A 26,174-nucleotide genomic window follows, 5' to 3' on the forward strand; every position below is an offset into this window, starting at 1 on the left:
CGGTCACTCCTCTCCTGCGGGCTCGGCCGCTTCGGCTTCTGCGGCTTCCTCCGTGAGATTCCGCTCGGAATTCTTCGCGATGGCGATGATGCGGTCTGCTGCATCGAACTTCGCGAACACGACGCCCATGGTGTCCCTGCCCTTGGCGGGCACCTCGGCGACGTCAGAGCGTACCACCTTGCCGCTGGCAAGAACCACGAGGACCTCGTCGCCGCCGCCCACGATGATCGCCCCGGCGAGGTCGCCCCGCTCCACGTTCAGCTTGGCCACTTTGATGCCCAGGCCACCGCGCTGTTGCGGGCGGTAGTCCTCGATGCGCGTGCGCTTCGCGTAGCCGCCCTCGGTCACGACGAAGACGTACGTGTCGCTCGGGCTGCCGCCGTTCGCCTCGCCCGCGAGCTCGGACTCGTCGATCGAGTGGGGCACGACGGATGCCGCGAGCAGCTCGTCGCCCGACCGGAACGACATGCCCTTCACCCCGGAGGTCGATCGACCCATGGGGCGCAGCGCCTCGTCGGTCGCCTCGAAGCGGAGCGACATGCCCTTCTTCGACACGAGGAGGATCTCGTCGTGCTCGTCGACGAGCATCGCGGAGACGAGCTCGTCGCCCTCGCGCAGGTTGATCGCGATGACGCCGCGGGAGCGGTTGGTGTCGTACGCCGTGAGCTCGGTCTTCTTGACGAGGCCGTCGCGGGTCGCGAGCACGAGGTACGTCGCGACCTCGTAGTCGCGGATGTCGAGGATCTCGGCGATCTCCTCGTCGGGCTGCAGCTCGAGCAGGTTCGCGACGTGCTGGCCCTTGGCGTCGCGACCCGCCTCTTGGATCTCATAGGCCTTGGCGCGGTACACGCGGCCCATGTTCGTGAAGAACAGCAGCCAGTGGTGGGTGGTCGTGACGAAGAAGTGGTCGACGACGTCGTCGGCCCGCAACTGCGCGCCCTTCACTCCCTTGCCACCCCGGTGCTGCGACCGGTAGTTGTCGCTGCGCGTGCGCTTGACGTAGCCGCCACGCGTGACCGTGACCACCATCTCCTCCTCGGGGATGAGGTCCTCCACCGACATGTCGCCGTCGAAGCCCGGCACGATGTGCGTGCGGCGCTCGTCGCCGAACTTGCCGACGATCTCGCGGAGCTCGTCGGAGATGATGCTGCGCTGGCGGAGCGGGGAGACGAGGATCTCACGGTAGTCGGCGATCTGGCGTTCGAGCTCGGCGGCCTCGTCCATGATCTTCTGGCGCTCGAGTGCCGCGAGCCGGCGCAGCTGCAGCTCGAGGATGGCGCGGGCCTGGAGCTCGTCGATGTCGAGCAGCTCGATCAGCCCGTCGCGGGCGTCTTCCGCGGTTGCGGAGCGGCGGATCAGCGCGATGACCTCGTCGAGCGCGTCGAGCGCCTTGAGGTAGCCGCGCAGGATGTGCATCCGCTCCTCCGCCTTGCGCAGGCGGAACTCGGTGCGGCGGACGATGACCTCGATCTGGTGGTCGATCCAGTGCGCGATGAAGCCGTCGATCGAGAGCGTGCGCGGGACGCCGTCGACGATCGCGAGCATGTTCGCGCCGAAGTTGTCCTGCAGCTGGGTGTGCTTGTAGAGGTTGTTCAGCACCACCTTGGCCACCGCGTCGCGCTTGAGCACGATCACGAGGCGCTGGCCGGTGCGGCCCGAGGTCTCGTCGCGGATGTCGGCGATGCCCGAGAGCTTGCCGTCCTTGACCAGGTCGGCGATCTTGATCGCGAGGTTGTCGGGGTTCACCTGGTAGGGCAGCTCGGTGACCACCAGGCAGGTGCGGCCCTGGATCTCCTCGACGCTGACGACGGCGCGCATCGTGATCGAGCCACGACCGGTTCGATAGGCGTCGTGGATGCCCTTCACGCCCAGGATCTGCGCGCCCGTCGGGAAGTCGGGCCCCTTGATGCGCTGGATCAGCGCCTCCTGGAGCTCTTCGCGGGACGCCTCCGGGTGCTCGAGCGCCCAGAGCGCGCCCTCGGACACCTCGCGCAGGTTGTGCGGCGGGATGTTGGTGGCCATGCCGACCGCGATGCCGACCGAGCCGTTCACGAGCAGGTTCGGGAAGCGGCTCGGCAGGACCGTCGGCTCCTGCGTGCGACCGTCGTAGTTGTCCTGGAAGTCGACGGTGTCTTCCTCGATGTCGCGGACCATCTCCATGGCCAGCGGCGACATCTTGGTCTCGGTGTACCGGTGCGCGGCGGCGCCGTCGTTGCCGGGCGAGCCGAAGTTGCCCTGGCCGAGCGCGAGCGGGTATCGGAGCGCCCACGGCTGCACGAGCCGGACGAGCGAGTCGTACACCGCGCTGTCGCCGTGCGGATGGAACTGGCCCATGACATCGCCGATGACGCGCGTGCACTTCGAGAACGCGCGGTCGGGCCGGTAGCCGCCGTCGTACATGGTGTAGATCACACGGCGATGCACGGGCTTGAGGCCGTCGCGCACGTCGGGGAGGGCGCGCCCGATGATCACGCTCATCGCATAGTCGAGGTAGGAGCGCTGCATCTCGAGATGCAGGTCGACCTGGTCGATGCGGCCGTGGATGCCGAAGCCCTCGCCGTCGCCGGCGCCGGGCTCGATCACGTCAGATGTCAAGGAAACGCACGTCCTTCGCGTTCTTCTGGATGAAGGAGCGACGGCTCTCGACGTCGTCGCCCATCAGGGTGGAGAAGATCTCGTCGGCCGCGGCCGCGTCATCCATCGTCACCTGCAGGAGCGTGCGGGACTCGGGATTCATCGTGGTGTCCCACAGCTCTTGGTGGTTCATCTCGCCGAGGCCCTTGTACCGTTGCACGCCGTTCTCCTTGGGGAGGCGCCGGCCGGCCGCCTGGCCGTCGGCGATCACGGCGTCGCGCTCGCGGTCGGAGTACACGTAGTCGTGGTCGGCGTTGGACCACTTGATGCGATACAGCGGCGGCTGGGCGAGGTAGACGTACCCCATCTCGATGAGCGGCCGCATGTAGCGGAACAGCAGGGTGAGCAGCAGCGTGGTGATGTGCTGGCCGTCGACGTCGGCGTCGGCCATGAGCACGATCTTGTGGTAGCGGGCCTTCTCGGGGTTGAAGTCCTCGCCGATGCCCGTACCGAAGGCGGTGATCATGGCCTGGATCTCGGCGTTGCCGAGGGCCCGGTCGAGGCGGGCCTTCTCCACGTTGAGGATCTTGCCGCGAAGCGGCAGGATCGCCTGCGTCTCGGGGTTGCGGCCGGTCTTCGCGGAGCCGCCGGCCGAGTCGCCCTCGACGAGGAAGATCTCGGAGATCGTCGGGTCCTTGCTCGTGCAGTCGCTGAGCTTGCCCGGCATGCCGCTCGTCTCGAGGAAGCCCTTGCGGCGGGTCGCCTCGCGCGCCTTGCGCGCCGCGATCCGCGCGGTCGCGGCCTGGAGCGCCTTGCGGATGATGTCGCGCGCCTGGTTCGGGTTGCGGTCGAACCAGTCGCCGAGCTGGTCGCCGACCACGCGTTGCACGAACGACTTCGCCTCGGTGTTGCCGAGCTTGGTCTTGGTCTGGCCCTCGAACTGCGGCTCGGACAGCTTGACCGAGATGACCGCAGTGAGGCCCTCGCGCACGTCGTCGCCCGAGAGGTTGTCATCCTTCTCCTTGAGGATGCCCTTCTCGCGCGCGTATCGGTTCACGAGCGTCGTGAGCGCCGCACGGAAGCCCTCCTCGTGGGTGCCGCCCTCGTGCGTGTTGATCGTGTTCGCGTAGGTGTGCACCGACTCGGTGTAGGCCGTCGTCCACTGCATGGCGACCTCGAGCGCGATCTTGCGCTCGGTGTCCTCGGCCTCGAACGAGATGATCTCGTCGTTGACGAGGTCGGCCTTCTTCGACCGGTTGAGGTACTCGACGTAGTCGACCAGGCCCCGCTCGTAGAGGAAGGTGTCGGTGCGCTGCGCGGGGATGGTGATGGCGCCGGTGGTCGGCGTGTCCTCGGGGTCGATCTCGACGTGGCCCACCCGCAGGTCGGTGAGCGTGATGCGCAGGCCCTTGTTGAGGAACGCCATCTGCTGGAACCGGGTGCGGAGGGTTTCGTAGTCGAACTCGACCGTCTCGAAGATCTCGTCGCTCGGCCAGAACGTGATGGTCGTGCCGGTCGCGTCGCTCGCCTCATCTTGCGAGAGCGGGCCCTGGGGAACCCCGACCTCGTACGCCTGACGCCACACGTGGCCCTGACGGCGGACCTCCACCTCGAGCCGGCTCGACAGCGCGTTGACGACCGACGAACCCACGCCGTGCAGGCCGCCGGAGACCGCATAGCCGCCGCCGCCGAACTTGCCGCCGGCGTGGAGGACCGTGAGGACGACCTCCACGGTCGAGCGGCCCTCGGTCTTGTGGATGTCGACGGGGATGCCGCGCCCGTCGTCGACGACGCGCACTCCCCCGTCTTCGAGGATGGTCACGTCGATGTCGGTCGCGTAGCCCGCGAGCGCCTCGTCGACCGAGTTGTCGACGATCTCGTACACGAGATGGTGGAGCCCGCGCGGGCCGGTCGAGCCGATGTACATGCCCGGCCGCTTGCGAACCGCTTCGAGGCCCTCGAGCACCTGGATCGCGTCGGCGCCGTATTCGGGCGCACCCTGGGCCTTCGTCGGTTCCGCTGTCATGGGTGAATCGGGCTCCAAACCGTCGTTCTGGCGACCCTTGATCCTATCAAGACCGGGGCGGGCTCAGGCGGCTTCGCGCCCTTCTGAGGCCTCGACGAAGGGGAAGTGACCGATTTTGCCCTCTCAGCCGTAGGTGTCGCGCGGACCGCGCCCTGGAACCGATCTGGGACCCCTTTTCCAGGTGGGGGCATCCGGGCCTTGGAAGCGGATGGTCTCGACGCCCGCGCCCGGATGGCGGTCGAGGATCGCCGCCAGCAGCTCGCCGCGCATCAACCGGAGCTGGGTCGCCCACGCCGTCGACTCGCAGCGGACCTGCAGCACGCCCCCCTCGATCCCGATGGGGTCGGAGTGCCTCGCGATCTCGTCGCCCGCGATCTCGGGCCAGGTCGCGAGCAGCTCGTGCTGGGAGAGCGGCCCGGTCCACCCGAGCTGTGAGGTGAGCTGGTCGATGGCCGCGCCGAGGGGCTTCGGGTCGCGGCCCGGCGTGAACGGCTCGCTTCCCGTGGTCTCGCGCGTGCGGACTCGTGCCCGGCCCGGGCGGATGCGCGGTTCCCCGCCGAAGATCTCGCGGAAGTGCTGGTAGGTGCGGGCGGCTTCAGACACCGGATGCCTCCGGCTGGGGCTGGGGAGCGCCCTCGATCGCCCGGTCGGGGCCGGACGCGGGCTCGAGCTGCGTCTCGGAGGCGGGAGCGGGAGTGCTCGAGTCCGCGTCGACGACGCGACCCGCGTCGATGCGCACGACGCGCTGCGCGAGCGACTCGGGCACATCCTCGAGCACGGCGGCGGTGATGAGCACCTGCTCGTACTCGCCGATCGCCGCGGCGAGTCGCTCACGGCGGAGGCGATCGAGCTCGGCGAACACGTCGTCGAGCACGAGCACGGGGTCGCCGGTGGTCGAGTCGCGCCGGAGGAGCTCGGCCGACGCCAGGCGCAGCGCGAGCGCGAACGACCACGACTCGCCGTGGCTCGCGTAGCCCTTGGCCGGCAGGCCGTTGAGAAGGAGGAGCACGTCGTCGCGGTGCGGGCCCGCGAGCGTCACGCCGCGCTCGAGCTCCTTGCGGCGGAGCGTCGCGAGCGTCGCGGCGAAGCGCTCGGCCGTCGAGGGCCGCGGGGCTGCTTCGGCGACGTCGGCCGGGGCGTCGCCTGGAGCCTCAGCCGCGGCAGCACCGGCTGCCGACCCGCCATCGGCGGACTCGTCGTCGGGGTCGGCGCCGTCGATCGAGAGCACCGGCCGCAGCTCGGGGGCGTGATCGGCGTCGACGATCGACCGGTAGGCGGCCGCGAGCGGCGCCCGCAGCTCGCCGACCAGCTCGAACCGCCGGTCGATGAGCTCGGACCCCAGCCCGACGAGGCGCTCATCCCAGATGTCGAGCGTCGGCAGCTGCGCGGCCGCCAGCCCTCGGGCGCGGGCGCTCTTCAGGAGCGAGTTGCGCTGCTTGAGCACGCGCTCGTAGTCGGCCATCACGCCGGCGAGCCGTGGAGTCTGCTGTACGAGCAGCTCGTCGAGCAGGCGGCGCCGCACCGACGGCTCGCCCCGCACGATCGCGAGGTCTTCGGGCGCGAACAGCACGCTGTGCGCGTAACGCGGCAGGTCGCGCGGCTTCGCCGCCGCGCGGTTGACCTGCGCGCGGTTCGCGCCCTGCCGGTTGAGCTGCAGCTCGAGCAGGACCTCGCGACCGCCGTGGGCGAGAACCGCGCGGACCACCGCGGCCTCGGCGCCCGCGCGGATCAGCGCCTGGTCGCTCGAGACGCGGTGCGATCCGAGCGTGGCGAGGTAGCCGACGGCCTCGACGAGGTTGGTCTTACCCTGCCCATTGCGGCCCACGATGACGGTCGGGCCGGGAGCGAAGGCGAGATCGGCCGTTCGGTAGTTGCGGTAGTCGGTCAGGGAGAGCCTGGCGACGTGCACGGTGCGGCTCCCTTCTGGCAGACCACCACGCTACCCGTCGCCGCCGACAGTCGCGGCTGCGCTACCTCAGCAGGAGGTTCGGCTGCAGCAGGTAGCGGTAGCTGTCTGCGCCGGCCTGCTCGCGCGAGGTCTGGCTCGTGATGAGCACGGGTCCCGGCTTGTTGGGGTTCTCGGTCTTCGTGAAGGAGATGCGCACGAACTCGCTCGGCACGGCCTGCAGGCCGTCGAGCAGGAACTGGGGCTTCAGCGAGACGACCGTCTCGTCGCCGGTGAGGATCGCGTCGATCGACTCGGATGCCTGGGCCTGTTCGCTGCCGATCGCCTCGAGCGTGAGTCCGTCGGCCGTGAACGTGTAGCGCAGTGCGGCCTCGCGCTCCAGCACGAGCGCCACGCGACGCGTCGCCTCGATGAGCTCGGCCGTGTTCATCACGGCGTAATTGTCGACCGTCTCGGGGAAGAGTCGACGCACCGGCGGGAAGTTCCCCTTGATGAGCAGGCTCGTGACGGTCTTGCGGTCGGCCGAGAACGCGATCAGCTCGCGGTCGTCACGGCTCGTGATGGCGACCGAGATCGTGCCCGAGTGCCCGAAGGTCTTGCCGACCTCCTGCAGCGTGCGGGCCGGCACGAGCGCGGTCGGCGCGTCCTGGCCCTCGCCGGCGACGCCGCCGCCATCCCACTCGATCTCGCGGATGGCCACCCGGTACCGGTCGGTGGCCACGAGGCTCAGGTTGTTCTCGCGCACCTCGAGCTGGACGCCCGTGATGACCGGGGTGACATCGTCGCGGGATGCCGCGACCGCCACCTGCGAGACGGCCGAGGCGAACTCCTCCGCGGGCACGACGCCGGTGCGCTCGCCGATCTCGGGGATCGACGGGTACTCCTCGACCGGCATCGACAGCAGCGTGAAGCTCGCCGATCCGCAGGCCACCGAGATGCGCGACTCCTCGGTCGACACGCGGACCGGCGCGTTCGGCAGCCGGCCGGCGATCTCGGCGAGCAGGCGACCGGAGACCAGGACGGTGCCCGGCTCCTCGACATCGGCCTGGATCTCGGTGCGCGATGAGACCTCGTAGTCGAAGGAGGAGAGCACGAGCCCGTCGCCGCTCGCCTGGATCAGCACTCCGGAGAGGATCGGCAGTGTCGTGCGCTGCGGCAGCAGCTTGACGGCGAAGGACACGGCCTCACTGAAGACGTCGCGATTGACCTGGAACTTCACGGTTCTCCCGTCGTGGAGGGCTGGATCGGCTCCCATGCTATCCGGACGGTCATTCCGGGCGCGGGGATTTCCGGCGTTCCGAGGCCGACCGACTCCGAGGTTGTCGAACGCCCCGGATTAACCCTCTATCTCTTAACGGTGTTAACCGGTGTGGAAACTGTGGATGGCGTGCGGTGATCCCCGGGACGGCGGGCCAGAGGGCTGGCACGGCTGTGCACGGTGTGTGGAAACGGTGGCGGATGGCTCTGCCGAGCGCCGTCGGGTGTTCGGAGTTGTACACAGGCCGACGGCCCGTCTCAACAGTCGTGGCGCGGTTGCTCGTTAACAATCCACAGATTCTCCACAACTGTGTGGAATTGCTCGGGACGAGCCGGGATCAGCGGAAGCGCGAGTTCTGCTTGATGCGTGCGGTGAGCTCCGTCACCTGGTTGTAGATCGAGCGGCGCTCCTTCATGAGCTCCGAGATCTTCTTGTTCGCGTACATCACCGTCGTGTGGTCGCGGTTGCCGAACAGCTGCCCAATCTTGGGCAGGCTGAGGCTCGTCAGCTCGCGGCACAGGTACATCGCGATCTGGCGCGCGGTCGCGACCGCCTGGGAGCGGCTCGACCCGTACAGGTCGTCGACCGTGAGCTTGAAGTAGTCGGCGGTGGCCGTGATGATGTCGACCGGCGCGACGACGTTGTCGGTGTCATCCGTGATCAGGTCCTTCAGGACCGTCTGCACGAGCGGCATGTCGACCGGCGTGCGGTTCAGGCTGGCGAACGCGGTCACGCGGATCAGGGTGCCCTCGAGCTCGCGGATGTTGCTCGAGACCTTGGAGGCCATGTACTCGAGGATGTCGTCGGGCACCTGGAGGTGCTCGTTCTGCGCCTTCTTGCGGAGGATCGCGATGCGGGTCTCGAGGTCGGGCGCCTGCACGTCGGTGATGAGGCCCCACTCGAAGCGGCTCCGCATGCGGTCCTCGAAGCCCGTGAGGTGCTTCGGCGGCACGTCGCTCGTGATCACGACCTGCTTGTTGTGGTCGTGCAGCGTGTTGAAGGTGTGGAAGAAGGCCTCCTGCGTCTCGGCCTTGCCCTGCAGGAACTGGATGTCGTCGATGAGCAGGATGTCGATGTTGCGGTAGCGCTGCTGGAAGAGCGAGCCGCGGTTGTTCGCGATCGAGTTGATGAAGTCGTTCGTGAACTCCTCGGACGAGACGTACCGCACGCGGATGCCCGGGTACAGGCTCATCGCGTAGTGGCCGATCGCGTGGAGGAGGTGGGTCTTGCCGAGGCCGGAATCGCCGTAGATGAACAGCGGGTTGTACGCCTTGGCCGGCGCCTCGGCGACCGCGACCGCCGCGGCATGCGCGAACCGGTTCGACTGCCCGATGACGAAGCTGTCGAACGAGTACTTCGGGTTCAGCCGCGCGTCGCGGGGCCGGTCGGGATTGGCCGTGTCGAAGATCGGCGCGGATGGCGCGGGCAGGTCGGTTCCCGGACCGGGGCCGTCGCCGACGGCGGTGAGTGCGCCGCCGCCGAGGCCGCCCCCCATGCCCAGCCCGCCGCCCATGCCGAGGCCGCCGCCGGCCAGGCCGCTGCCGACCGGCTGCGGCTCGGGTTGACGTGTCTCCTCGAGCTCGGGATTGACGACCACGTAGAACGACGTGACCGGGGACGGCGCATCGATCACGCTCATCGCCGACAGCAGGGACACGCGCATGCGCTGGTTCAGCATGCTCGCCGTGAAGTCGTTCGGCACCTCGAGGTAGAACGTGCCGGCCGCGATGCCCTTCGGCTCGACCAGGCTGAGGAAGCCCTGGAGCATCGGCGTGATCGCCTCATCGTCCGACAGCCGCTCGAGGACGGTGGCCCACGTGTCGGAAATGGGCTGTTCGGTCATCGCTCCCCGCAATCTTCAAGGCACCGTCGGTGGGCTGCTCGTCGTCCCCCCGAACGACAGGTCGAGCGGCCCGAGGTGTATGTTCACAGCGTTGTCCCCACCTGTGAGCGACGCCGCGAGAGGCGCGGAATTCCGCCGAACAGGCTGGGGATAACTGGTCTCACACGCTAGCGAATCGGACTGCCGCCGACAAATGCCGATTGGAGGATCGAAGCGCTCCCGGCGTGTCGGTCCGCGGTCGAAGCTGTGGATCGGTGGAGAATAACCGTTCGGGAGTGCGCCTCGGTTTGACCGCGGCATCCGCAGGCCGTAGTTTTAATCAGTTGACCGCAGCCCTTTCGGGCACCGAGTTTCCCCGCCGACGCACCTGTGACGCGTCCGTGCGCGGAGGATCCCAAGCCGGAGAAGAAGAATGAGCAAGCGTACCTTCCAGCCCAACAACCGTCGTCGCGCCAAGAAGCACGGCTTCCGCGCCCGCATGCGCACCCGCGCCGGTCGCGCCATCCTCGCGGCCCGCCGCTCCAAGGGTCGCACCGAGCTCTCCGCGTAAGTTCCTCGGTGCTCGCCAAAGCCAACCGCATCACGAGCGCCGATGACTACCGGTTCATCGTGCGCCGCGGTGCGAAGGTCGCCGGTGCCCACACCGTGAGCTACCTCCGCTCACGTGAGGCGGGCACCGACGCGCGCTTCGGCTTCATCGTGTCCAAGAAGGTCGGCTCGGCCGTGCGGCGCAACCTCGTGCGCCGCCGGCTGAAGGCCGCCTGCCGCGAGCTCGTCGACGGCGGCGCGACCGCCGTCGACGTCGTCGTGCGCGCGCTGCCGACGGCGGCGACCGCCGACTTCCCCACCCTTCGGGCGGATGTCTCGTCCGCCCTGGCCGCGCGTGGGCGCCGCCGCACCTCCGACGCCGCCGCCCGTGCCGGCGTGGGCTCCGCTTCGCACCCCGCAGCGGAAGACGGCTGACCATGCGCGATCTCGCCTGGTTCGTGTGGCTCCTCCCCCGGAATGCGGGCGTGCTGCTCATCCGCGCCTACCGGGCCGTGGTCTCACCGCTGTACGGCGACGTGTGCCGGTACTACCCGTCGTGCTCGGCGTACGGGCTCGGCTCGGTGCAGCACCGAGGCCTGGTCGTGGGGTCGCTGCTCACCGGCTGGCGAATCCTCCGCTGCAACCCCTGGTCTCGGGGCGGCGTCGACGACGTCCGGATGCCTCGGCGGCGCCGGTTCCACGTGACGCGATTCGGATTCGTGGTTCCCGCCGGATGGGCGCCCGACGAGCGCGCCCGCGGTCGTCATGTGGTTCCGTCGGGCTCCGATCACGCCCATCACGCCGATCACGCCGATCACGGCCATCCGACTCCGCCCGCGGTCGACGCGGCGGCCCCCGTCACCCGCGAGCCCGCGGGTCCTGAGCTCTCCCCCACCACGTCCCGGAAGGACTGACCCGCTCCATGGACATCTTCAGCATCATCCTGTGGCCCATCAAATGGGCCATCGAGCTGATCCTCGTCGCGTTCCACTCGTTGTGGACGTTCCTGGGGCTCGACCCCGACGCCGGCATCACCTGGGTGCTCGCGATCGTCGGCCTGGTCATCGTCGTTCGGGCGGCGCTCATCCCGATCTTCGTGCGCCAGATCAAGAGCCAGCGCCGAATGCTCGAGGTCGCGCCGCAGCTCAAGAAGATCCAGGACAAGTACAAGGGCAAGAAGGACCAGTTCTCGCGCGAGGCGATGTCGCGCGAGACCATGGAGCTCTACAAGCGCACGGGCACGAACCCGCTCTCGTCGTGCCTGCCCCTCCTGCTGCAGATGCCGATCTTCTTCGGCCTGTTCTCGGTGCTCAACGACGCGTCGATCCACGCCGAGCGAGGCGGAGTCGGTGCGCTCACCCCTGCACTCGCCGAATCGTTCTCGAAGGCCACGTTCCTCGGCGCCCCCCTGAACTCGACCTTCATCGGCGAGTGGAACGCGATGATCGCGGGCGAGCCGTTCAGCCTCCCCACCATGCTCGTCGCCGTGACGATGATCATCCTGATGACCGCGTCGCAGTTCATCACCCAGCTGCAGATCGTCTCCAAGAACATGTCGCCCGAGACCAAGGCGAGCCCCATGTTCCGTCAGCAGCGCATCCTGCTCTACCTGCTCCCGCTCGTGTTCGCCGTCTCGGGCGTCGCATTCCCCCTCGGCGTGATGTTCTACTGGCTGGTCTCGAACTTCTGGACCATGGGCCAGCAGTTCATCGTGATCCGCAACATGCCCACCCCGGGCAGTGAGGCCGCGAAGGCGCGCGAGGCTCGTCTGGCGAAGAAGGGCAAGCTCGTGATCGAGCCGCCGGCCGACGGTGGCCAGGATGTCGCGAAGAAGCCGAGCACCACGCAGCGGCAGCAGCCGATGGGCAAGAACCGCGCGAAGAAGCAGAACAGGAAGTGACCCCGATGACCGACGTCCAGCCCGACGCCGCGACCCGCACCCTCGAGCAGCTCGAGGAGGAGGGCGACATCGCGGCCGACTACATCGAGGAACTCCTCGACATCTGCGACCTCGACGGTGACATCGACATCGACGCGCGCAACGGCCGCGCGTACATCGCGGTGCATGCCGGTGAGAGCGCGAACCTCTCGGTCCTCTCTCGCTCCGAGACCGTGTCCGCGCTGCAGGAGCTCACGCGTCTCGCGGTGCAGACCAAGACCGGGGCGTTCTCCCGGCTGATCCTCGACATCGGCGGTTCGCGCGACGCCCGCCGCGACGAGCTCGGCCGGCTGGTCGCGCGAGCCGCTGAGCGCATCGAGGCGGGAGCCTCCGAGGCGGCCCTTCCTCCCATGTCGTCGTACGAGCGCAAGCTCGTGCACGATCTCGTCGCGGAGCGCGGCCTGCACTCCGAATCGCGCGGCGAGGGTGCGGAGCGTCACACGGTCATCACGCGCCTCGGCTGAACATCGCACGACGTTTCACGTGAAACATGACTGACGGATCGCTCAGCTGGCGCGAGGCGCTCGAGCCGGAGCCGAGCTCCGCTGCGGACGTGTTCGGCGAACATCTCACCACGGCGCGGCAGTTCACGGAGAACCTGGCCGAGCACGGCGAGGAGCTCGGCCTCATCGGTCCGCTTGAGCTTCCGCGACTCTGGACGCGGCACATCGTGAACTCCGGCCTCGTGGCTCCGCTGCTTCGTCCCGGCCGTGTGGGCGACGTCGGCTCGGGTGCCGGTCTTCCCGGCATCCTGCTGGCGATCGCCCGTCCAGACGTGCATCTCACGCTCATCGAGCCGATGGAACGACGGGTGGCCTGGCTCACCCATCAGGTCGAGGAGCTCGAGCTCGCGAACGTCGACGTCGTGCGGGCTCGAGCCGAAGAGGCGAAGCTCAAGGGGCAGCTCGACCAGGTCACGGCTCGGGCCGTGAGCGCGCTGCGTACCCTGATCCCGGTCACCGCTCCCCTGCTTCGCCCCGGTGGCGAGCTGATCCTCATGAAGGGCGGCGGCGTCGACGCTGAGATCGGTGCCGCCGAGAAGACGATCCGCAAGTTCCGGCTGGAGCGAGTCGAAGTCGTGATCGTCGGCGAAGGAATCGTCGACGACGTCACGCGTGTCTTCCGCGCGCGCGTTCCGGCGTAGCCCGCCAAGCGTCCAACGCGTCGGCAGCCTCGGCCGCTCGTGCCAGTTTTCGTAGAAGACGGCCGAGGACGAGCGGACAGCCGGTACGCGGCGCTGGCGTTCCGGTGTGCGTGCCGGCCGCAGTCGACGCGACCGCCTTGCGCCCTTCCGCTCGCTCGAGGAGATCGCGTCGTCGTCGTGCCCAGCGCACTTTCTGCGGCGGCTCACGGCGCGCTGATCGTGAGTGCGTTTCACGTGAAACATCCACTCGGCCACGCCGTCGAGGTGGCGCCCGCGGGTCCCGGAGAGGCCGCCGTGGAACGGGACTGCCGCAGTCCATGCGGCCAGGGCCACCGATCCGTGGCGATGATGAGGACCGCCGGGCGACGCATCCACTGCCCCTCACCCGCACAGGGGCCACGGAGCGAGACCGTCTTCGATCCACGCGACCGCATGCTCGCTCCACGGGGGCGCCGCGAGATGGTCGATATCCCGTCCAACTCGTTCGGGGCCGATTTGCTTCCGAGTATGCGCGAGCGGCGCGATGAGCTGGGTCGCCGACAAAGCGCATACGTCTCGACGTGTGCCGGGCGCAATCATCTCAATGGAGCGCGGCAGCGTGTCAGCTCCCGACGCGAGCTCGCGCGGCGGTACCCGAGCGCCCGCGATGCCCTCGCACGCCGGCGGGCCCGCCGACGGTGGGGCTGCATCTCGATACTCAACTGCTCGCTGGACTCGACTCGAGCGTCGTCTGCGCTTCGTTCCTCGTACGGGGTCAGATCGTCCGCCTCGCGGATCGTCGAGACCAGCCTCGATGAGAAGCTCGCGCTGATCGGTGCGCCCTGGCGGGCGACCGCCCGATCCGATCTCCTGCGCGCGGGGACTGACAAGGGCCCCCGGCTTCCCGGCAGTTCAGCGTTTCACGTGAAACGGCGGGGTGGTCCACCGACCACACGCTCGCCGCCGCAGCTGCGGACCGACCACCAACGCAGGCCGCGCCCGCGAGACACGACCTCTGACGAGCGGACGAGAGTTTCCGGGGGCCCGATCGGCGTTTCACGTGAAACGACGACCGCTCGCTCCACAGCCGCTTGAACTCGCGCCGCAGACCGCGTTGAAGGGAGGTCGCCACGGCCTCGTCCGCTCAGCCGGCACTCCCCGCAGCCGTCCGTCCGACGTTCCCGGACGCCTCGAGGCGAGCCCTCGTCGGACTGATCGAGGTATTCGAGTTGATTCATCCCGGCCCCTCTCTCCATCGGTCACCCTCCTGGGGTGAGCCCGTGATTCGTTCGGTGCTGCGCTGAGGCGATGCACAACACGGTCCCGCGGGTAGGGCCGTGATGCGCTGCTTGCCTGGGCAACCGAAGGGGCCGGTGCAAGCGAGTCGTGCGCGGTCGGCAGGAGAGCGGACTGGTCGGCGGAGCGCGTGGTCAGCTCCCGCAGGCCGCCACCAGCCGCCCGTGAGACCCCAGGCCGTCCGGGCGCCGAGCCCTCTCGCGCCGACCGGGGCCTCCCGATGGCGCCCTGCTGCCCTACACATGCTGTCGCATCGCGCGCCAGGCCGCGATGTTCAGGCTGCGTCCAGAGGCGAGCGCTCGGAGCATGGTCACGAGGGTGCGTGTCGAACCGTTCGTGTCTGGATGCGGTCACCTGGAGCCAGAGCAGCCGGCGCCGTGCACCGAGGTCGTGCCCGGCTGCTGCTCGCCGGCCCTTCCAAGCGGGCGGTCGCGCGGGGCGATCGAAATACCGACGGGCACGCACGTCGACCGGAAGCACCGCCATGGCTTCTGCGGGCGGTCCCTCGGGCAGTGTGCTCACGAGTACCGTCATTTCACTTCCTCGGAAAGGAGCGTTTCACGTGAAACGCGCTCGTGACGGGTCAGTCACCCCAGCTGCCCGAGGATGGCGTCGCCGTGAGCCGGAACAGCAGCACTGGGTCGACTCAGAAGAGCGGCGGGTGGGACATCCGAACTTCCGGGCGGGGCAGGTGGCCGACGTTTCACGTGAAACGACAGGCGAACCGAGTTCCGGTGCATGCGGGCGCGATCCTCCGTGGCGGAGAGGCGAAACTTCGGCGGCGACCCCGTCGGCCGTCCGAGGCGGCGGTTAGGCTTGGGTGTCGATGATCGCCGTCGACGAATCGGCAACGTCGAACGGCTCAGGGAGTGTGGTGGCATGGCGCAGGGCGGGGGGCGTGGCTGGTTCCACCGGAGGAAGCCGCAACCCGATCCCGAGCCCGTGCATGAGCCTGAGCCCACACGCCTTGAGGCCTACGAAGCGCAGCAGCTCGCCGATCCGCGAGGCGGTGGCGGCGCGCCGAGCCACACGCCGTCGAACGGGGGCGGCGACGTCGGTGCGCTGCGACGACCGCCGTTCTCCGGGACCGATGAGCATTCCGCCGGTGGGGTCCAGCTCGGCTCCCCCGGCGCCGGCGGGGCGCCGGCTGATCGATTCGCGCCGTCGGGATCCGGCAGCCGCGCGACGAATGGCGCCGGCGATTCGACGGCCGCCGCACCGTCGGCATACGACTGGGATGCCGCGACGGCAGCAGCGCTCGCCGGCGAGACCGGACCGGAGGTCCCCCACGGACCGGCGCCGGTCCTCCATCACAGCGACCCAGACAAGCTGCTCGAGGACATCATCCGCGAGATCGTCGGCGATGCCACCGCCGAGACGGTCTCGAGCCTCCATCAGCCACGACCGGTCGATTCGTCCGAACCCGACGCACAGCGCGCCCAGGTTCGGGTGGCCGAGTCGACGAACGGGTGGAACGCCGACCAGACGACCGACGTCGCGGTCGAGGATGAGACCTATTCGGTGTTCGACGAACCGGTGACTCCCCCGCCCGGTAGTGCCCACGACCCCGTCGTCGCGCAGGAGCACGGACCCGATACGGCGGAATCGCCCGCGCCATCCGACTCCGAGCCGGCGCGACGATCCGACCCGGTTCGCGAACCCGAGCCGGTACGCGAACCCCAGCCGGTAGGCCAACCGAAGCCGGCCGCCGAGCCCGAGCCGGCGCGCCCGACGGAACCGGCCCGCGAAACCGAACCGGTGGGCGAGTCCGGGTTCCCAAGCGAATCCGCCTCCACGCCAGACCACGCCGCATCCGAGTCGGCGCCGGCTGCGACGAGCGTCGACGATGCCCCGCTCCCGGGCGATGTTTCACGTGAAACATCCGATTCAAATGGAGGAACTCCACTGGCTGACCAGCTTGCCGACGAGACGCGTCGGCGTCTCGCGCTCGAGGAAGCGGTGCTTCCGGTGCCGGCGTCCACGCGGATCCTGACGATCTCGAATCAGAAGGGCGGCGTCGGGAAGACGACCTCCGCAGTGAACCTCGCCGCGGCCCTGGCGCGCGCTGGAGCCCGGGTCCTCGTGATCGACCTCGACCCGCAGGGCAACGCGTCGACGGCGCTCGGAGTCGAGCACCGATCCGACCAGCAGAGCGTCTACGACGTCCTCGTCGGCGATCTTCCCATTGCCGACGTGGTCCGCCGATCCACCGAGCACGACAACCTCGACTGCGTCCCCGCCACCATCCACCTCGCCGGCGCGGAGATCGAGCTCGTCTCACTGGTCGCCCGAGAGCAGCGCCTGCGCCGGGCACTTGACGCGCATCTCGCCCAGATGGACGACCCGTACCACTACGTCTTCATCGACTGCCCGCCGTCGCTCGGCCTCCTCACGATCAACGCGTTCGTGGCCGCGCGCGAGGTCCTGATCCCGATCCAGTGCGAGTACTACGCGCTCGAGGGTCTCTCGCAGCTGCTCAGCAACATCGAGCTGATCGAGAAGCACCTCAACCCGGAACTCCGGCTGAGCACCATCCTGCTCACGATGTACGACTCGCGCACCAACCTGGCCCAGCAGGTCGCGCAGGAGGTGCGGGACCACTTCCCCACCCAGACGCTCGGCACGATCATCCCCCGCTCGGTTCGTGTCTCCGAAGCGCCGAGCTACGGCCAGAGCGTCATCAGCTACGACTACGCGTCGAGCGGCTCGCTCTCGTATCGTGAAGCGGCCGCCGAGATCGCATGGCGGAACGCATCAGAACAGAAGGAGTCCGACTGATGGCAACGAAGCGCACCGGTCTGGGTCGCGGGATCGGCGCACTGATCCCGACCAACGAGGATGCGCCCCGAGCGACGAGGCCGGTCGACGTCTTCTTCACGGAGAGCGAAGCACCGAAGACGGCGGTCGCCGCGGTCGAGAACGCCGCCGACGCGAACCTCCTCACCGTGCCGGGAGCCCACCTGGCTCGGTTGGACCCCGACGACATCGTCCCGAACGCCCAGCAACCGCGGTCGGTCTTCGATCCCGACGACCTCGCCGAACTGGTGCACAGCGTCCGCGAGTTCGGCGTGCTCCAGCCGATCGTCGTCCGCCCGCACCCCGATCGGCCCGGCAAGTACGAACTCGTCATGGGCGAGCGGCGCCTCCGCGCCACCAAGGCGGCCGGGCTCGACACGATCCCCGCGGTCGTCAAGGACACCGCGAACGACGCGATGCTTCGCGACGCCCTGCTCGAGAACCTGCACCGCTCGCAGCTGAACCCGCTCGAGGAGGCGTCGGCCTACCAGCAGCTCCTCGCCGACTTCGGCATCACGCAGGAGGAACTCGCCACGCGCATCGGTCGGTCGCGCCCGCAGATCTCGAACACGCTCCGGCTGCTCAAGCTGCCCGAGCCGGTGCAGCTCCGCGTCGCCGCCGGCGTCCTCAGCGCGGGCCACGCCCGGGCCGTCCTCGCGGCGGGCGACCCCGAGGCGATGCAGCAGCTCGCCGACAAGATCGTCAACGAGGACCTCTCCGTGCGCGCCGCGGAGGCGATCGTGGCCGAAGCGCCCAAGCCGGCACGGCTCAAGCCGGCCGCAGGGAAGCGACAGGACTTCCTCGACGACCTCTCGACTCGCCTCGGCGACCGCCTCGACACTCGCGTCAAGATCACGCTGGGAGCCCGCAAAGGCCAGATCAGCATCGATTTCGCAACGGTGCAGGATCTCCGCCGCATCCTCGGCGAGCTCGGCGAGGACCTCGACGGCGTGTGACCGATCGCGGTCGCCCGCCCAGTCAGGCGGCGCGCGCCAACGCCGCCCGGACGAGCGTGTCGTAGACGGCCGAGGCATCCGTCTCGGAGGCCTCGATCGCGAGCGGCACGAGTGAGGTCTCGGTCAGGCCGGGGAGCACATTGGCCTCGAGGAACCACGGCGTGCCCTCCGCGTCGACGATGAGGTCGACCCGGGACAGGTCGCGCAGGCCGAGCGTCCGGTGTGCAAGGAGGGCGGCGTCGGTCGCCCGCTCGACGGCGGCGTCATCGAGCCGGGACGGCGCGAAGAAGGTCGTCTCCCCCGCGTTGTAGCGCTCCTGGAATGAGTACACCCCGGTCGACGGCACGATCTCCACGGCGGTGAGCGCGCGGGGCGCGCCATCCGTCTCGACGATGGCGATCGCGAGCTCGGTGCCGACGACTCGCCGCTCGACCACCGCCAGGTCGTCGTAGGTGAACGCGTCGACCATCGCTCGCGGCAGCTCGGTCGGGTCCTCGACGATGGTCACGCCCTGCGCCGATCCGCCGGACGCCGGCTTGACCACGAGGTCGCCCTCGAGCGCCTCGCGCACCACTCGCAGCACGCTAGCCGCCCCGAGCTCGCGGAAGGCCTCGTGCGACAGCACGATCGACTCGGGAACCGCCACGCCCGCCTCGGCGAGCAGCGAACTCGCGACGGGCTTCGACCACGCCCTCCGGGCAGCGGCGCCCGTCGAGCCGACCGTCGGCACGCCGAGCGCGGCGAGCAGTTCGAGCAGCGAGCCGTCCTCACCGCTCGAGCCGTGCAGGGCGGGGAAGACCACGTCGGGTCGCCGCTCGGCCAGGTAGGGCAGCAGCGACGCGTCGGGGTCGCGGAGTTCGACCCGGTGCCCCGCCTGCACGAGGGCGTCGGCGACCCGCCGTCCGGAGCGGAGCGAGACATCCCGCTCATGCGAGATCCCGCCAGCGAGCACGACGACGGTGAGACCAGTGGATTCGCTCATGATCAGGGATTCTCTCCGGTACTACTTGAGGTCGGTGGGCGGGGCCGGCTCGATGCCGGGACGATCGGGCGACTGCAGCGAGCCGGTGCCGGCGAACGTGTCGAGCAGGTCGAGCTCGCCGTTGACGACCGTCGCGAGTCGCCGGATGCCGAGCCGGATCGCGTCGGGCGTGGGGTAGCAGAACGACAGGCGCATGGCATGCCGACCGCGTCCATCGGCGAAGAACGCGGTCCCGGGCGTGTAGGCGACCAGCTCGCGCACCGCACGCGGCAGCATCTGCTTGGAGTCGAGCACGTCGGGCAGCGTCACCCAGACGTAGAACCCGCCGTTCGGGTTCGTCCACGACAGCTGGGGCAGGTGCTCCCCCAGCGCCTCGATCATCGCATCCTTGCGTTCGCGGTACACGCCGCGGAACGCGTCGATCTGCCCGCGCCAGTCGGCCTGCGAGAGGTACTCGGATACGACGAGCTGGCTGAACGACGACGGCGAGAGGATCGCGGATTCGGCCGCGAGGATGAGCTTCTCCCTGATCGCATGCGGCGCGAGCGCCCACCCCACGCGGAACCCCGGCGCGAGCGTCTTCGAGAAGGAGCCCAGGTAGATCACGCCCTCGGGGTCCATCGACCGCAGCGCCTCGGGAGCCGGCTCGTCGAAGTGCAGCAGGCCGTACGGATTGTCCTCGAGCACGAGGATCTCGTTCGACCGGCAGATCTCGAGGATCTCGGGCCGGCGGTCGGCCGACAGGGTGACGCCGGCCGGGTTGTGGAAGTTCGGGATGGTGTACAGGAACTTGATCCGGCGACCCTGGCCGCGCAGGTGCGCGATGGTCTGGCGCAGCGCCTCGGGGATCAGGCCGTCGTCGTCCATCGCGACGTGCACGACCGACGCCTGGTACGAGCGGAACACGCCCATCGCGCCGACGTAGGACGGTGCCTCGGCGAGCACGACGTCGCCCGGATCGAGGAACAGCTTGGCGACGAAGTCGAGCGCCTGCTGCGACCCGGTCGAGGTCACGACATTGTCGACGGAGGCGCGGATGCCCTCGAGCGACATCACGTCGAGGATGTGCTCGCGCAGCGACGGGATGCCCTGCCCCGAGCCGTACTGCAGCGCGACCGGCCCCTGCTCGCGCATGACCCGCTCGAACGCCGTCGTGATCAACTGCTGCGGCAGCGCCGACACGTACGGCATGCCGCCCGCGAGCGAGACGACCTCGGGCCGCGACGCCACGGCGAACAGCGCTCGCACCTCGGACGCGGCGAAGCCGGCGGCTCGGTCGGCGTAGTTCGCGTACCAGGGGTCGAGGTTGTTGCCGGTCCGCTGGGGGACGCCGTCAGAGGTCACTGCTGATTCCGTTCTGTTCAGGATTCTCATGCTAGTCATCGCCGTGGGGCCGATGACGCGAGGGTGCCCGGGCGCGAGCGGGGGGCGGCGGAGCCATCCGCCCGCGGATACGCGAAAGACCCGCCCGGCGTGTGCCGGGCGGGTCTCGAAGCGTTGCGAGGCGGCCGACTACGCGATGTAGGCGGCGAGGTCGGCCTCGAGGGCGGGCTTCGGCTTGGCGCCGATGACGGTCTTGACGACCTCGCCGTTCTCGAACACCTTGAACGCGGGGATGGCGGTGATCTGGTACTTCATCGCGAGGCCCGGGTTCTCGTCGACGTTGAGCTTGACGATGTCGAGCTTGTCGGAGTGTTCGGTCGCGATCTGGTCGAGGATCGGGCTGACCGCGCGACACGGGCCGCACCACTCGGCCCAGAAGTCGACGAGGACGGCCTTGTCGTTGTTGAGGACCTCCTGCTCCCAGGTGGCCTCGGTCACTGCACGTGCAGTCATGGGTTTCTCCTTCTCGGTGAAGCGGATGTCGCGGGGCGGGGCGTGCGCGGGGCGAGCCCGGTCAGCCCACCTCGGCGAGCCGGTCGATGGCCACGGCCTCGTCGACGGCCTCGGCCTCGGATTCGGCCGCTTCGGGCGACTCGGAATCCTCGAGGGCGGCGAGGTAGTGCTCGGCGTCGAGCGCCGCGACGGTGCCGGATCCGGCCGCCGTGACGGCCTGGCGGTAGGTCGGGTCGATCACGTCGCCGGCGGCGAAGACCCCGACGGCCGACGTGCGCGACGAACGTCCCTGGACCGCGATCGTGCCCTCGGGCGTGAGGTCGAGCTTGCCGTGCACGAGGTGCGTGCGCGGGTCGTTGCCGATCGCGACGAACAGGCCGTCGAGGTCGAGCCCACGGACCTCGCCGGTGACCGTGTCGCGCAGCGTGACACCGGTCACGGCGGTGTCGCCGTGGATCGCGTCGATGGCCGCGTTCCAGATGAACTCGATCTTCGGGTTGTCGAAGGCGCGCTGCTGCATGATCTTCGACGCCTTGAGCTCGTCGCGACGGTGGATCACGTAGACCTTGTCGGCGAAGCGGGTGAGGAACGTCGCCTCCTCCATCGCCGAGTCGCCGCCGCCGACGACCGCGATCGTCTTCTCGCGGAAGAAGAAGCCGTCGCAGGTCGCGCACCACGACAGACCGTGTCCGGAGAGGCGCTCCTCCTCGGGAAGGCCCAGCTTGCGGTAGGCCGAGCCGGTCGCGAAGATGATCGCCTTCGCCTCGTGCTCGCCGCCGTTGCCCAGCTTGACGCGCTTGACGGGCCCGTCGAGCTCGAGCTCGACGACATCGTCGTAGACGACCTCGGTGCCGAAGCGCTCGGCCTGCGCCTGCATCTTGCCCATCAGGTCGGGGCCCATGATGCCCTCGGGGAAGCCGGGGAAGTTCTCGACCTCGGTGGTGTTCATGAGCTCACCGCCGATCTCGACGGAGCTCGCCACGAGCATCGGCTTCAGCTCGGCACGGGCCGCGTAGATCGCCGCGGTGAAGCCCGCGGGCCCCGATCCGATGATGATGATGTCGCGCAAAGCCGCTCCTGTCGTTCTCCTGCGTCGCTGCGGCATCCGTCGAGCGGATGCCACGACATGGTGAACACAGTCTAGGCGGCGCCTATTCCGGGTGACGGGCGCTCACGGGCGGGTCACAGGGTGCCGCGGAGCACGCCGATGGCGCGCCATCCGCTGCCCTCGGGTCAGCGTCGGCGCAGCCGGGCGAGCATGGGCGTGACGAAGCCGCGCAGCTCGGGCGAACGCAGCAGCCACAGGATGGAGCCGTAGAGCGCGGCCATGACCGTGCCGGTGAGCGCCATGACGGCGATCGCACTCCAGCGATCGGCGATCGCGAAGCCCCCGTCGCGGAACGCGCCGAACGCCCAGACGATCGCGAGCCCGGCGGCCACCGGCACGATGACCGCCAGCAGGTCGCGCCCGAGGCTCGTCAGCACGCGCCGCCCGTCGAGCGTGCCGAGCTTCGTGCGGAGCAGCCCGACCGCGAGGCCGAGCTGCACCGTGCCCGCGACGGTCGTGGCGAGCGCCACGCCGACGGCGATCCACTCCACGGGCAGCAGCAGGCAGGCGAGCGCCGCGAGCGTGAAGACGATGACCTGCACGAGCGTGAACAGGAACGGCGTGCGCGTGTCGCCGAGCGCATAGAAGGTGCGCTGGACCACGAAGAGTACGCTGAAGCCCACGAGCCCGATCGCGAACGCGATGATCACGTTGCCGAGCGCCGACGCGTTGGCGAGGTTGCCCGGCTGGAACACCGCGGCGAACGGGTAGGCCACGACGACGAGCACGGCCGACGCGAGCATGAGGATCAGCCCGACGCCGCGCACCGCGCCCGACAGGTCGGCCCGCACGCGATCCAGTTCGCCGTCGCGGGCGTGCTCGCTCATGCGCGTGAAGTACGCGGTCGCGATCGAGACCGTGATGACGGAGTGCGGCAGCATGAAGACGAGCCACGCGTTCTCGATCGCCGCGATCGACGCGCCCTCGCCCGAGGCGTTGCTCACCACGCGGGTCTGCACGATGCCGGCGAACGTCGTGAGGAGCAGCATCCCGAACGTCCAGCCGGCCATGCGGCCGGCCGAGCGCAGCCCGACGCCGCGCCACTGGAAGTCGGGCCGGTAGCGGAGGCCGATGCGGCGCCAGAACCAGAAGAGGACGAGGGCCTGCGCGGCGATGCCGAGGGTGGCTGAGCCGGCGAGCAGCGCGATCATGCCCGGCGTCCACGCGTCGGCCGCGCGCGTGCCGTCGGGGTCGAACCCGAAGAGCACGCCGAACACGACGAGGCCGATGAGCGCGACGACGTTGTTCAGCACCGGCACCCACGTGAACGGGCCGAAGCTGCGACGGGCGTTCAGCACCTCGCCGAGGAGCGTGTAGAGGCCGTAGAAGAAGATCTGCGGCAGGCACCAGAACGCGAAGGCGGTCGCGAGGGCGAGGGTGTCGGGCGGGAAGCCGCCGCCGTAGATCCACGCGAGGAGTGGCGCCAGCGCGGTCGCGAGCACGGTCGCCGCCCCGATCACGACCAGCGCCAGCGTCACGAGCTTGTTGATGTACGCGCTGCCGCCGTCCTCGTGCGCGGCCGCGCGAACGATCTGCGGCACCAGGACGGCGCTGAGCACGCCGCCCGCGACGATCACGTAGACGGTGTTCGGCAGGCCGTTCGCGACCGCGAAGGCGTCCGCGCTGGCGGAGCCGACGACGCCGATGGTCGCGGCGAGGACGATCGCCTTCAGGAAGCCGAGGATGCGCGAGACGATCGTGCCCGAGGCCAGGAACAGGCTCGCCCGCGCGATGCGGTCGTCGCTCATGCGCGCTCACCGGCCGGGGCGGCCTCGTCGGCCGGCGGGGCCGCCGGCGCCGGCGTCTCCTGCTCCGCCCGCGCCGCCTGCGCCCGCTCGCGGCGCCGCCGGCGGAACGCGCGCAGCACGCCCACCGCGAACACGACCACGACAATGCCGGCGATGACCGCGGCGCCGACGCCCTCCCAGTCGGCCTGCACGTTCGCGGGGACCTGCACGCTCATGCCGACCGGCGTGCCGTCGGGCGAGCTGAGCGAGACGACGAGCGTCACCTCGCCGCTGCCCACGCCGGCGGCGACCGGCACGCCCACGGTGCTCCGGCTCTCGGCCTCGACGGTGGCCTCGACGGTGTCCTCGACGATGAGCCGGCCGTTCGACGGGGCGACCTCGACGACGACGTCGACCGGATAGGGCAGGTCGTTCTCGACGGTGATCGGGATGCCGGTCTCGGTGGCGACCACCAGCACGCTGCTACTGGGCACGATCGAGACCGTGTTCGTGACGGCCCGACGGTCGACGAGCCATTCGCCGACGGCTTCGGTCCAGGCATCCGGCTCGTCGAGCCACCCGACGTCGAGCAGGGCGAGGAGGTCGCGCCGCGTGGGTCCGGTGAGCACGGTGGGATCGGCGAGCACGTTCGAGAACTCGTCGACGGATCGCTCCGCCTGCAGGAGGCGTTCGACGTTCTCGAGCCGCTGGGAATCCTCGGGCATCGACGCGAGCGTGCGGGTCGCGGGCGGCGCGCCGACGGCCTCGACGAGCGTCGCCGGCCGTGCCCACTGCCCCTCGGAGAGCGCGGCGAGCGTGGCGGCGGCACGGTCGGCGTCGAGCCCGGCGGATCGGGCGAAGGTGCCGAGGAGCGTCACCCCGTCGTCATCGCCGACCAGGGCGAGCTCGGCGAGCAGGCGCGCGGTGGCGCTGCGCCACGCGGTGTCGGATGTCGCTGCCGCCGCCGCGCGCAGCGCACTGGTCACGGGCCCGTCGGCGACCATCGCCGCCCGCCCGTCGATCGTCGCCCGGGCGTTCACGGCCTCCTCGACCGGCTCGGCGTTGGACGGGAAGAGGATGGCGGTCGTCAGGCCGCCGGCCGCGAACTGGTCGAGGTCGCCGGTCGCGACGGTGTCGTCGGCGGGCCATGCGATGTCGGTGCGCGTGAAGTCCCACTCCAGCAGGTCGGACGTGCTCGGGAGCTCGCGGGGCGCCGAGGTGCCGCCCGCCTCGCCGTCGGTCTCGCCCGCGAAGTTCGCCGGGTCGATGGCGTCGTCGAATCCGACGGGCTCGAGCGGTCCGTCGAGGCCCACCTGGGCCTGGGCGGCGAGGTCGGCGTCGGCGTACGCGAGGGGGAACACCTCGTTGGGCACGAGTGCGAGCTCCCCCAGCCAGGCGACGGCGCTCTCGGGCGCGGCGCTGCCGAGCACGCGGATCGAGGCGGGGATGCGCGGGTCGAGGCCGATCGCCACGGGCCGGCCGGCGACCGCCTCCAGCTGGCGCGTGAGCAGGCCGGTCGGGCCCGTCCACGACTCGAGGCGGTCAGCAGGGATCAACCCCGTCGACTGCGAGGGCACCGTGAGGGGGTACGCGAGGGCGAGGCCGGCGGGCGACGACGCCGGAACGCGCGAGTTCGGCACGATCGCCGTTGCCGACGAGACCGCCTGGCCGTCGACCTCGAGCTCGGCCGTCAGGCCGATCACCGGGTCGCTCGCGTCGGTCGCATCGGCGGGCACGGTGAAGGTCAGCGCCGTGGCCGCGCCCGCCGCGAGCGAGGCGGTGGCGCGTTCGGCGACGACGTCGGCGTCGGGGGTCGCGTCGGCGCCGTCGGTCGCCTCCTCGTCGGGCGTCGTCCACGCGTCGAGCGCGGCTCGGTCGTCGAGCGTGTCGGCGGCCACGCCGAGTCGCAGCGTGCCGGCCCGGATCGCGGCATCCGTGCCGTTCACGATCTCGATCACGACGTCGGCCGGTTCGCCCGCGGCGATCGCCGTGCCGTCGGCGGGGGCGACGCTCAGCCGCACGCCCTCGACGCCCTCCTCGGCACTCGACTCGGCCGCGACGGCATGCGGCGCCGCGGGGCCGGCGAGCGGGACGCCGATGCCGACGACCCCGAGCCCGAGCGCGGCGCACGCCGCCCCGGCGGCGGAGATGGAGAGGAGTCGGCGGACACGTCGAAGGAGGGTCGACTCGGCCGGCATGGAGGCGATTCTACGGCGTGCGCTCCGGGAGGCCGCAGGGATCGCACGCGCCATCCGCCCCCCGGACACGGCCCGCCC

The 26,174-nt window shown here is 69.9% G+C and carries 18 protein-coding genes and 2 pseudogenes; 8 read left to right on the top strand and 12 right to left on the bottom strand.

Annotated elements, in window-relative coordinates; genetic code table 11:
• Positions 1 to 3 precede the first annotated feature (3 nt).
• The 6 genes from gyrA to dnaA all read right to left on the bottom strand — a co-directional run bounded on the left by gyrA (position 4) and on the right by dnaA (position 9,607).
• Entirely contained in the window at positions 4 to 2,595 is a 2,592-nt protein-coding gene (gene gyrA, locus ACZ4TW_RS02095; RefSeq protein ID WP_465539668.1) for a DNA gyrase subunit A, read from the bottom strand.
• Entirely contained in the window at positions 2,585 to 4,600 is a 2,016-nt protein-coding gene (gene gyrB, locus ACZ4TW_RS02100; protein ID WP_465539670.1) for a DNA topoisomerase (ATP-hydrolyzing) subunit B, read from the bottom strand. Before gyrB ends, gyrA begins: the two co-directional genes overlap by 11 nt.
• 123 nt (positions 4,601 to 4,723) lie before the next feature.
• Positions 4,724 to 5,203 carry a DciA family protein gene (locus ACZ4TW_RS02105; protein ID WP_465539672.1) on the bottom strand — a complete coding sequence of 160 codons (480 nt, stop codon included), beginning with the start codon at positions 5,201 to 5,203 and terminating at the stop codon, positions 4,724 to 4,726.
• On the bottom strand, positions 5,196 to 6,509 hold the full coding sequence (gene recF / locus ACZ4TW_RS02110) for a DNA replication/repair protein RecF (protein ID WP_465539673.1): 1,314 nt from the start codon (positions 6,507 to 6,509) through the stop codon (positions 5,196 to 5,198). Before recF ends, ACZ4TW_RS02105 begins: the two co-directional genes overlap by 8 nt.
• 61 nt (positions 6,510 to 6,570) lie before the next feature.
• A complete protein-coding gene (gene dnaN, locus ACZ4TW_RS02115; protein ID WP_465539675.1) occupies positions 6,571 to 7,725 on the bottom strand; it encodes a DNA polymerase III subunit beta in 1,155 nt (384 codons plus the stop codon).
• 376 nt (positions 7,726 to 8,101) lie between these two features.
• A complete protein-coding gene (dnaA, locus tag ACZ4TW_RS02120; RefSeq protein ID WP_465539677.1) occupies positions 8,102 to 9,607 on the bottom strand; it encodes a chromosomal replication initiator protein DnaA in 1,506 nt (501 codons plus the stop codon).
• Between the two features lie 412 nt (positions 9,608 to 10,019).
• Here dnaA and rpmH point away from each other — a divergent pair, with 412 nt between their 5' ends.
• The 8 genes and pseudogenes from rpmH (at position 10,020) to ACZ4TW_RS02160 (ending at position 18,245) form a co-directional block, all read left to right on the top strand.
• A complete protein-coding gene (gene rpmH, locus ACZ4TW_RS02125; protein ID WP_019181680.1) occupies positions 10,020 to 10,157 on the top strand; it encodes a 50S ribosomal protein L34 in 138 nt (45 codons plus the stop codon).
• A gap of 8 nt (positions 10,158 to 10,165) precedes the next feature.
• Positions 10,166 to 10,483: pseudogene (rnpA, locus tag ACZ4TW_RS02130) on the top strand (ribonuclease P protein component); the annotation flags it as partial.
• Positions 10,484 to 10,572: 89 nt separating this feature from the next.
• Positions 10,573 to 10,860 (top strand): annotated as a pseudogene (gene yidD, locus ACZ4TW_RS02135) (membrane protein insertion efficiency factor YidD); the annotation flags it as partial.
• A gap of 197 nt (positions 10,861 to 11,057) precedes the next feature.
• Positions 11,058 to 12,035, top strand: coding sequence for a membrane protein insertase YidC (yidC, locus tag ACZ4TW_RS02140; RefSeq protein ID WP_465539680.1), 978 nt, complete (start codon positions 11,058 to 11,060; stop codon positions 12,033 to 12,035).
• Positions 12,036 to 12,040: 5 nt separating this feature from the next.
• Entirely contained in the window at positions 12,041 to 12,538 is a 498-nt protein-coding gene (locus ACZ4TW_RS02145; RefSeq protein WP_465539681.1) for a Jag family protein, read from the top strand.
• Between the two features lie 26 nt (positions 12,539 to 12,564).
• Entirely contained in the window at positions 12,565 to 13,218 is a 654-nt protein-coding gene (gene rsmG / locus ACZ4TW_RS02150; protein ID WP_465539684.1) for a 16S rRNA (guanine(527)-N(7))-methyltransferase RsmG, read from the top strand.
• A 3,180-nt stretch (positions 13,219 to 16,398) separates the two neighbouring features.
• Positions 16,399 to 17,271: a ParA family protein gene (locus ACZ4TW_RS02155; RefSeq protein WP_465540253.1), complete on the top strand. Its 873-nt coding sequence runs from the start codon at positions 16,399 to 16,401 to the stop codon at positions 17,269 to 17,271.
• On the top strand, positions 17,271 to 18,245 hold the full coding sequence (locus ACZ4TW_RS02160) for a ParB/RepB/Spo0J family partition protein (RefSeq protein ID WP_465539686.1): 975 nt from the start codon (positions 17,271 to 17,273) through the stop codon (positions 18,243 to 18,245). The genes ACZ4TW_RS02155 and ACZ4TW_RS02160 overlap by 1 nt, the downstream gene beginning before the upstream one ends.
• Positions 18,246 to 18,267: 22 nt before the next feature.
• Here the strand turns inward: ACZ4TW_RS02160 and ACZ4TW_RS02165 are convergent, their stop codons facing one another.
• The 6 genes from ACZ4TW_RS02165 to ACZ4TW_RS02190 form a co-directional block, all read right to left on the bottom strand.
• Entirely contained in the window at positions 18,268 to 19,227 is a 960-nt protein-coding gene (locus ACZ4TW_RS02165; protein ID WP_465539687.1) for a D-alanine--D-alanine ligase family protein, read from the bottom strand.
• Positions 19,228 to 19,248: 21 nt separating this feature from the next.
• On the bottom strand, positions 19,249 to 20,571 hold the full coding sequence (locus ACZ4TW_RS02170) for an aminotransferase-like domain-containing protein (protein ID WP_465539690.1): 1,323 nt from the start codon (positions 20,569 to 20,571) through the stop codon (positions 19,249 to 19,251).
• A gap of 168 nt (positions 20,572 to 20,739) precedes the next feature.
• Positions 20,740 to 21,063, bottom strand: a complete 324-nt coding sequence (gene trxA, locus ACZ4TW_RS02175; protein WP_465539692.1) for a thioredoxin — start codon at positions 21,061 to 21,063, stop codon at positions 20,740 to 20,742.
• Positions 21,064 to 21,124: 61 nt separating this feature from the next.
• Positions 21,125 to 22,132, bottom strand: a complete 1,008-nt coding sequence (gene trxB / locus ACZ4TW_RS02180; RefSeq protein ID WP_465539694.1) for a thioredoxin-disulfide reductase — start codon at positions 22,130 to 22,132, stop codon at positions 21,125 to 21,127.
• Positions 22,133 to 22,296: 164 nt separating this feature from the next.
• The gene (gene murJ / locus ACZ4TW_RS02185) at positions 22,297 to 23,919 is read right to left on the bottom strand and encodes a murein biosynthesis integral membrane protein MurJ (RefSeq protein WP_465539695.1); all 1,623 of its coding nucleotides are present in this window, start codon (positions 23,917 to 23,919) and stop codon (positions 22,297 to 22,299) included.
• Positions 23,916 to 26,096: a DUF6049 family protein gene (locus tag ACZ4TW_RS02190; RefSeq protein ID WP_465539696.1), complete on the bottom strand. Its 2,181-nt coding sequence runs from the start codon at positions 26,094 to 26,096 to the stop codon at positions 23,916 to 23,918. The genes murJ and ACZ4TW_RS02190 overlap by 4 nt, the downstream gene beginning before the upstream one ends.
• Positions 26,097 to 26,174: the final 78 nt, after the last annotated feature.

The organism is Agromyces sp. NPDC029043 (genome assembly GCF_055564615.1).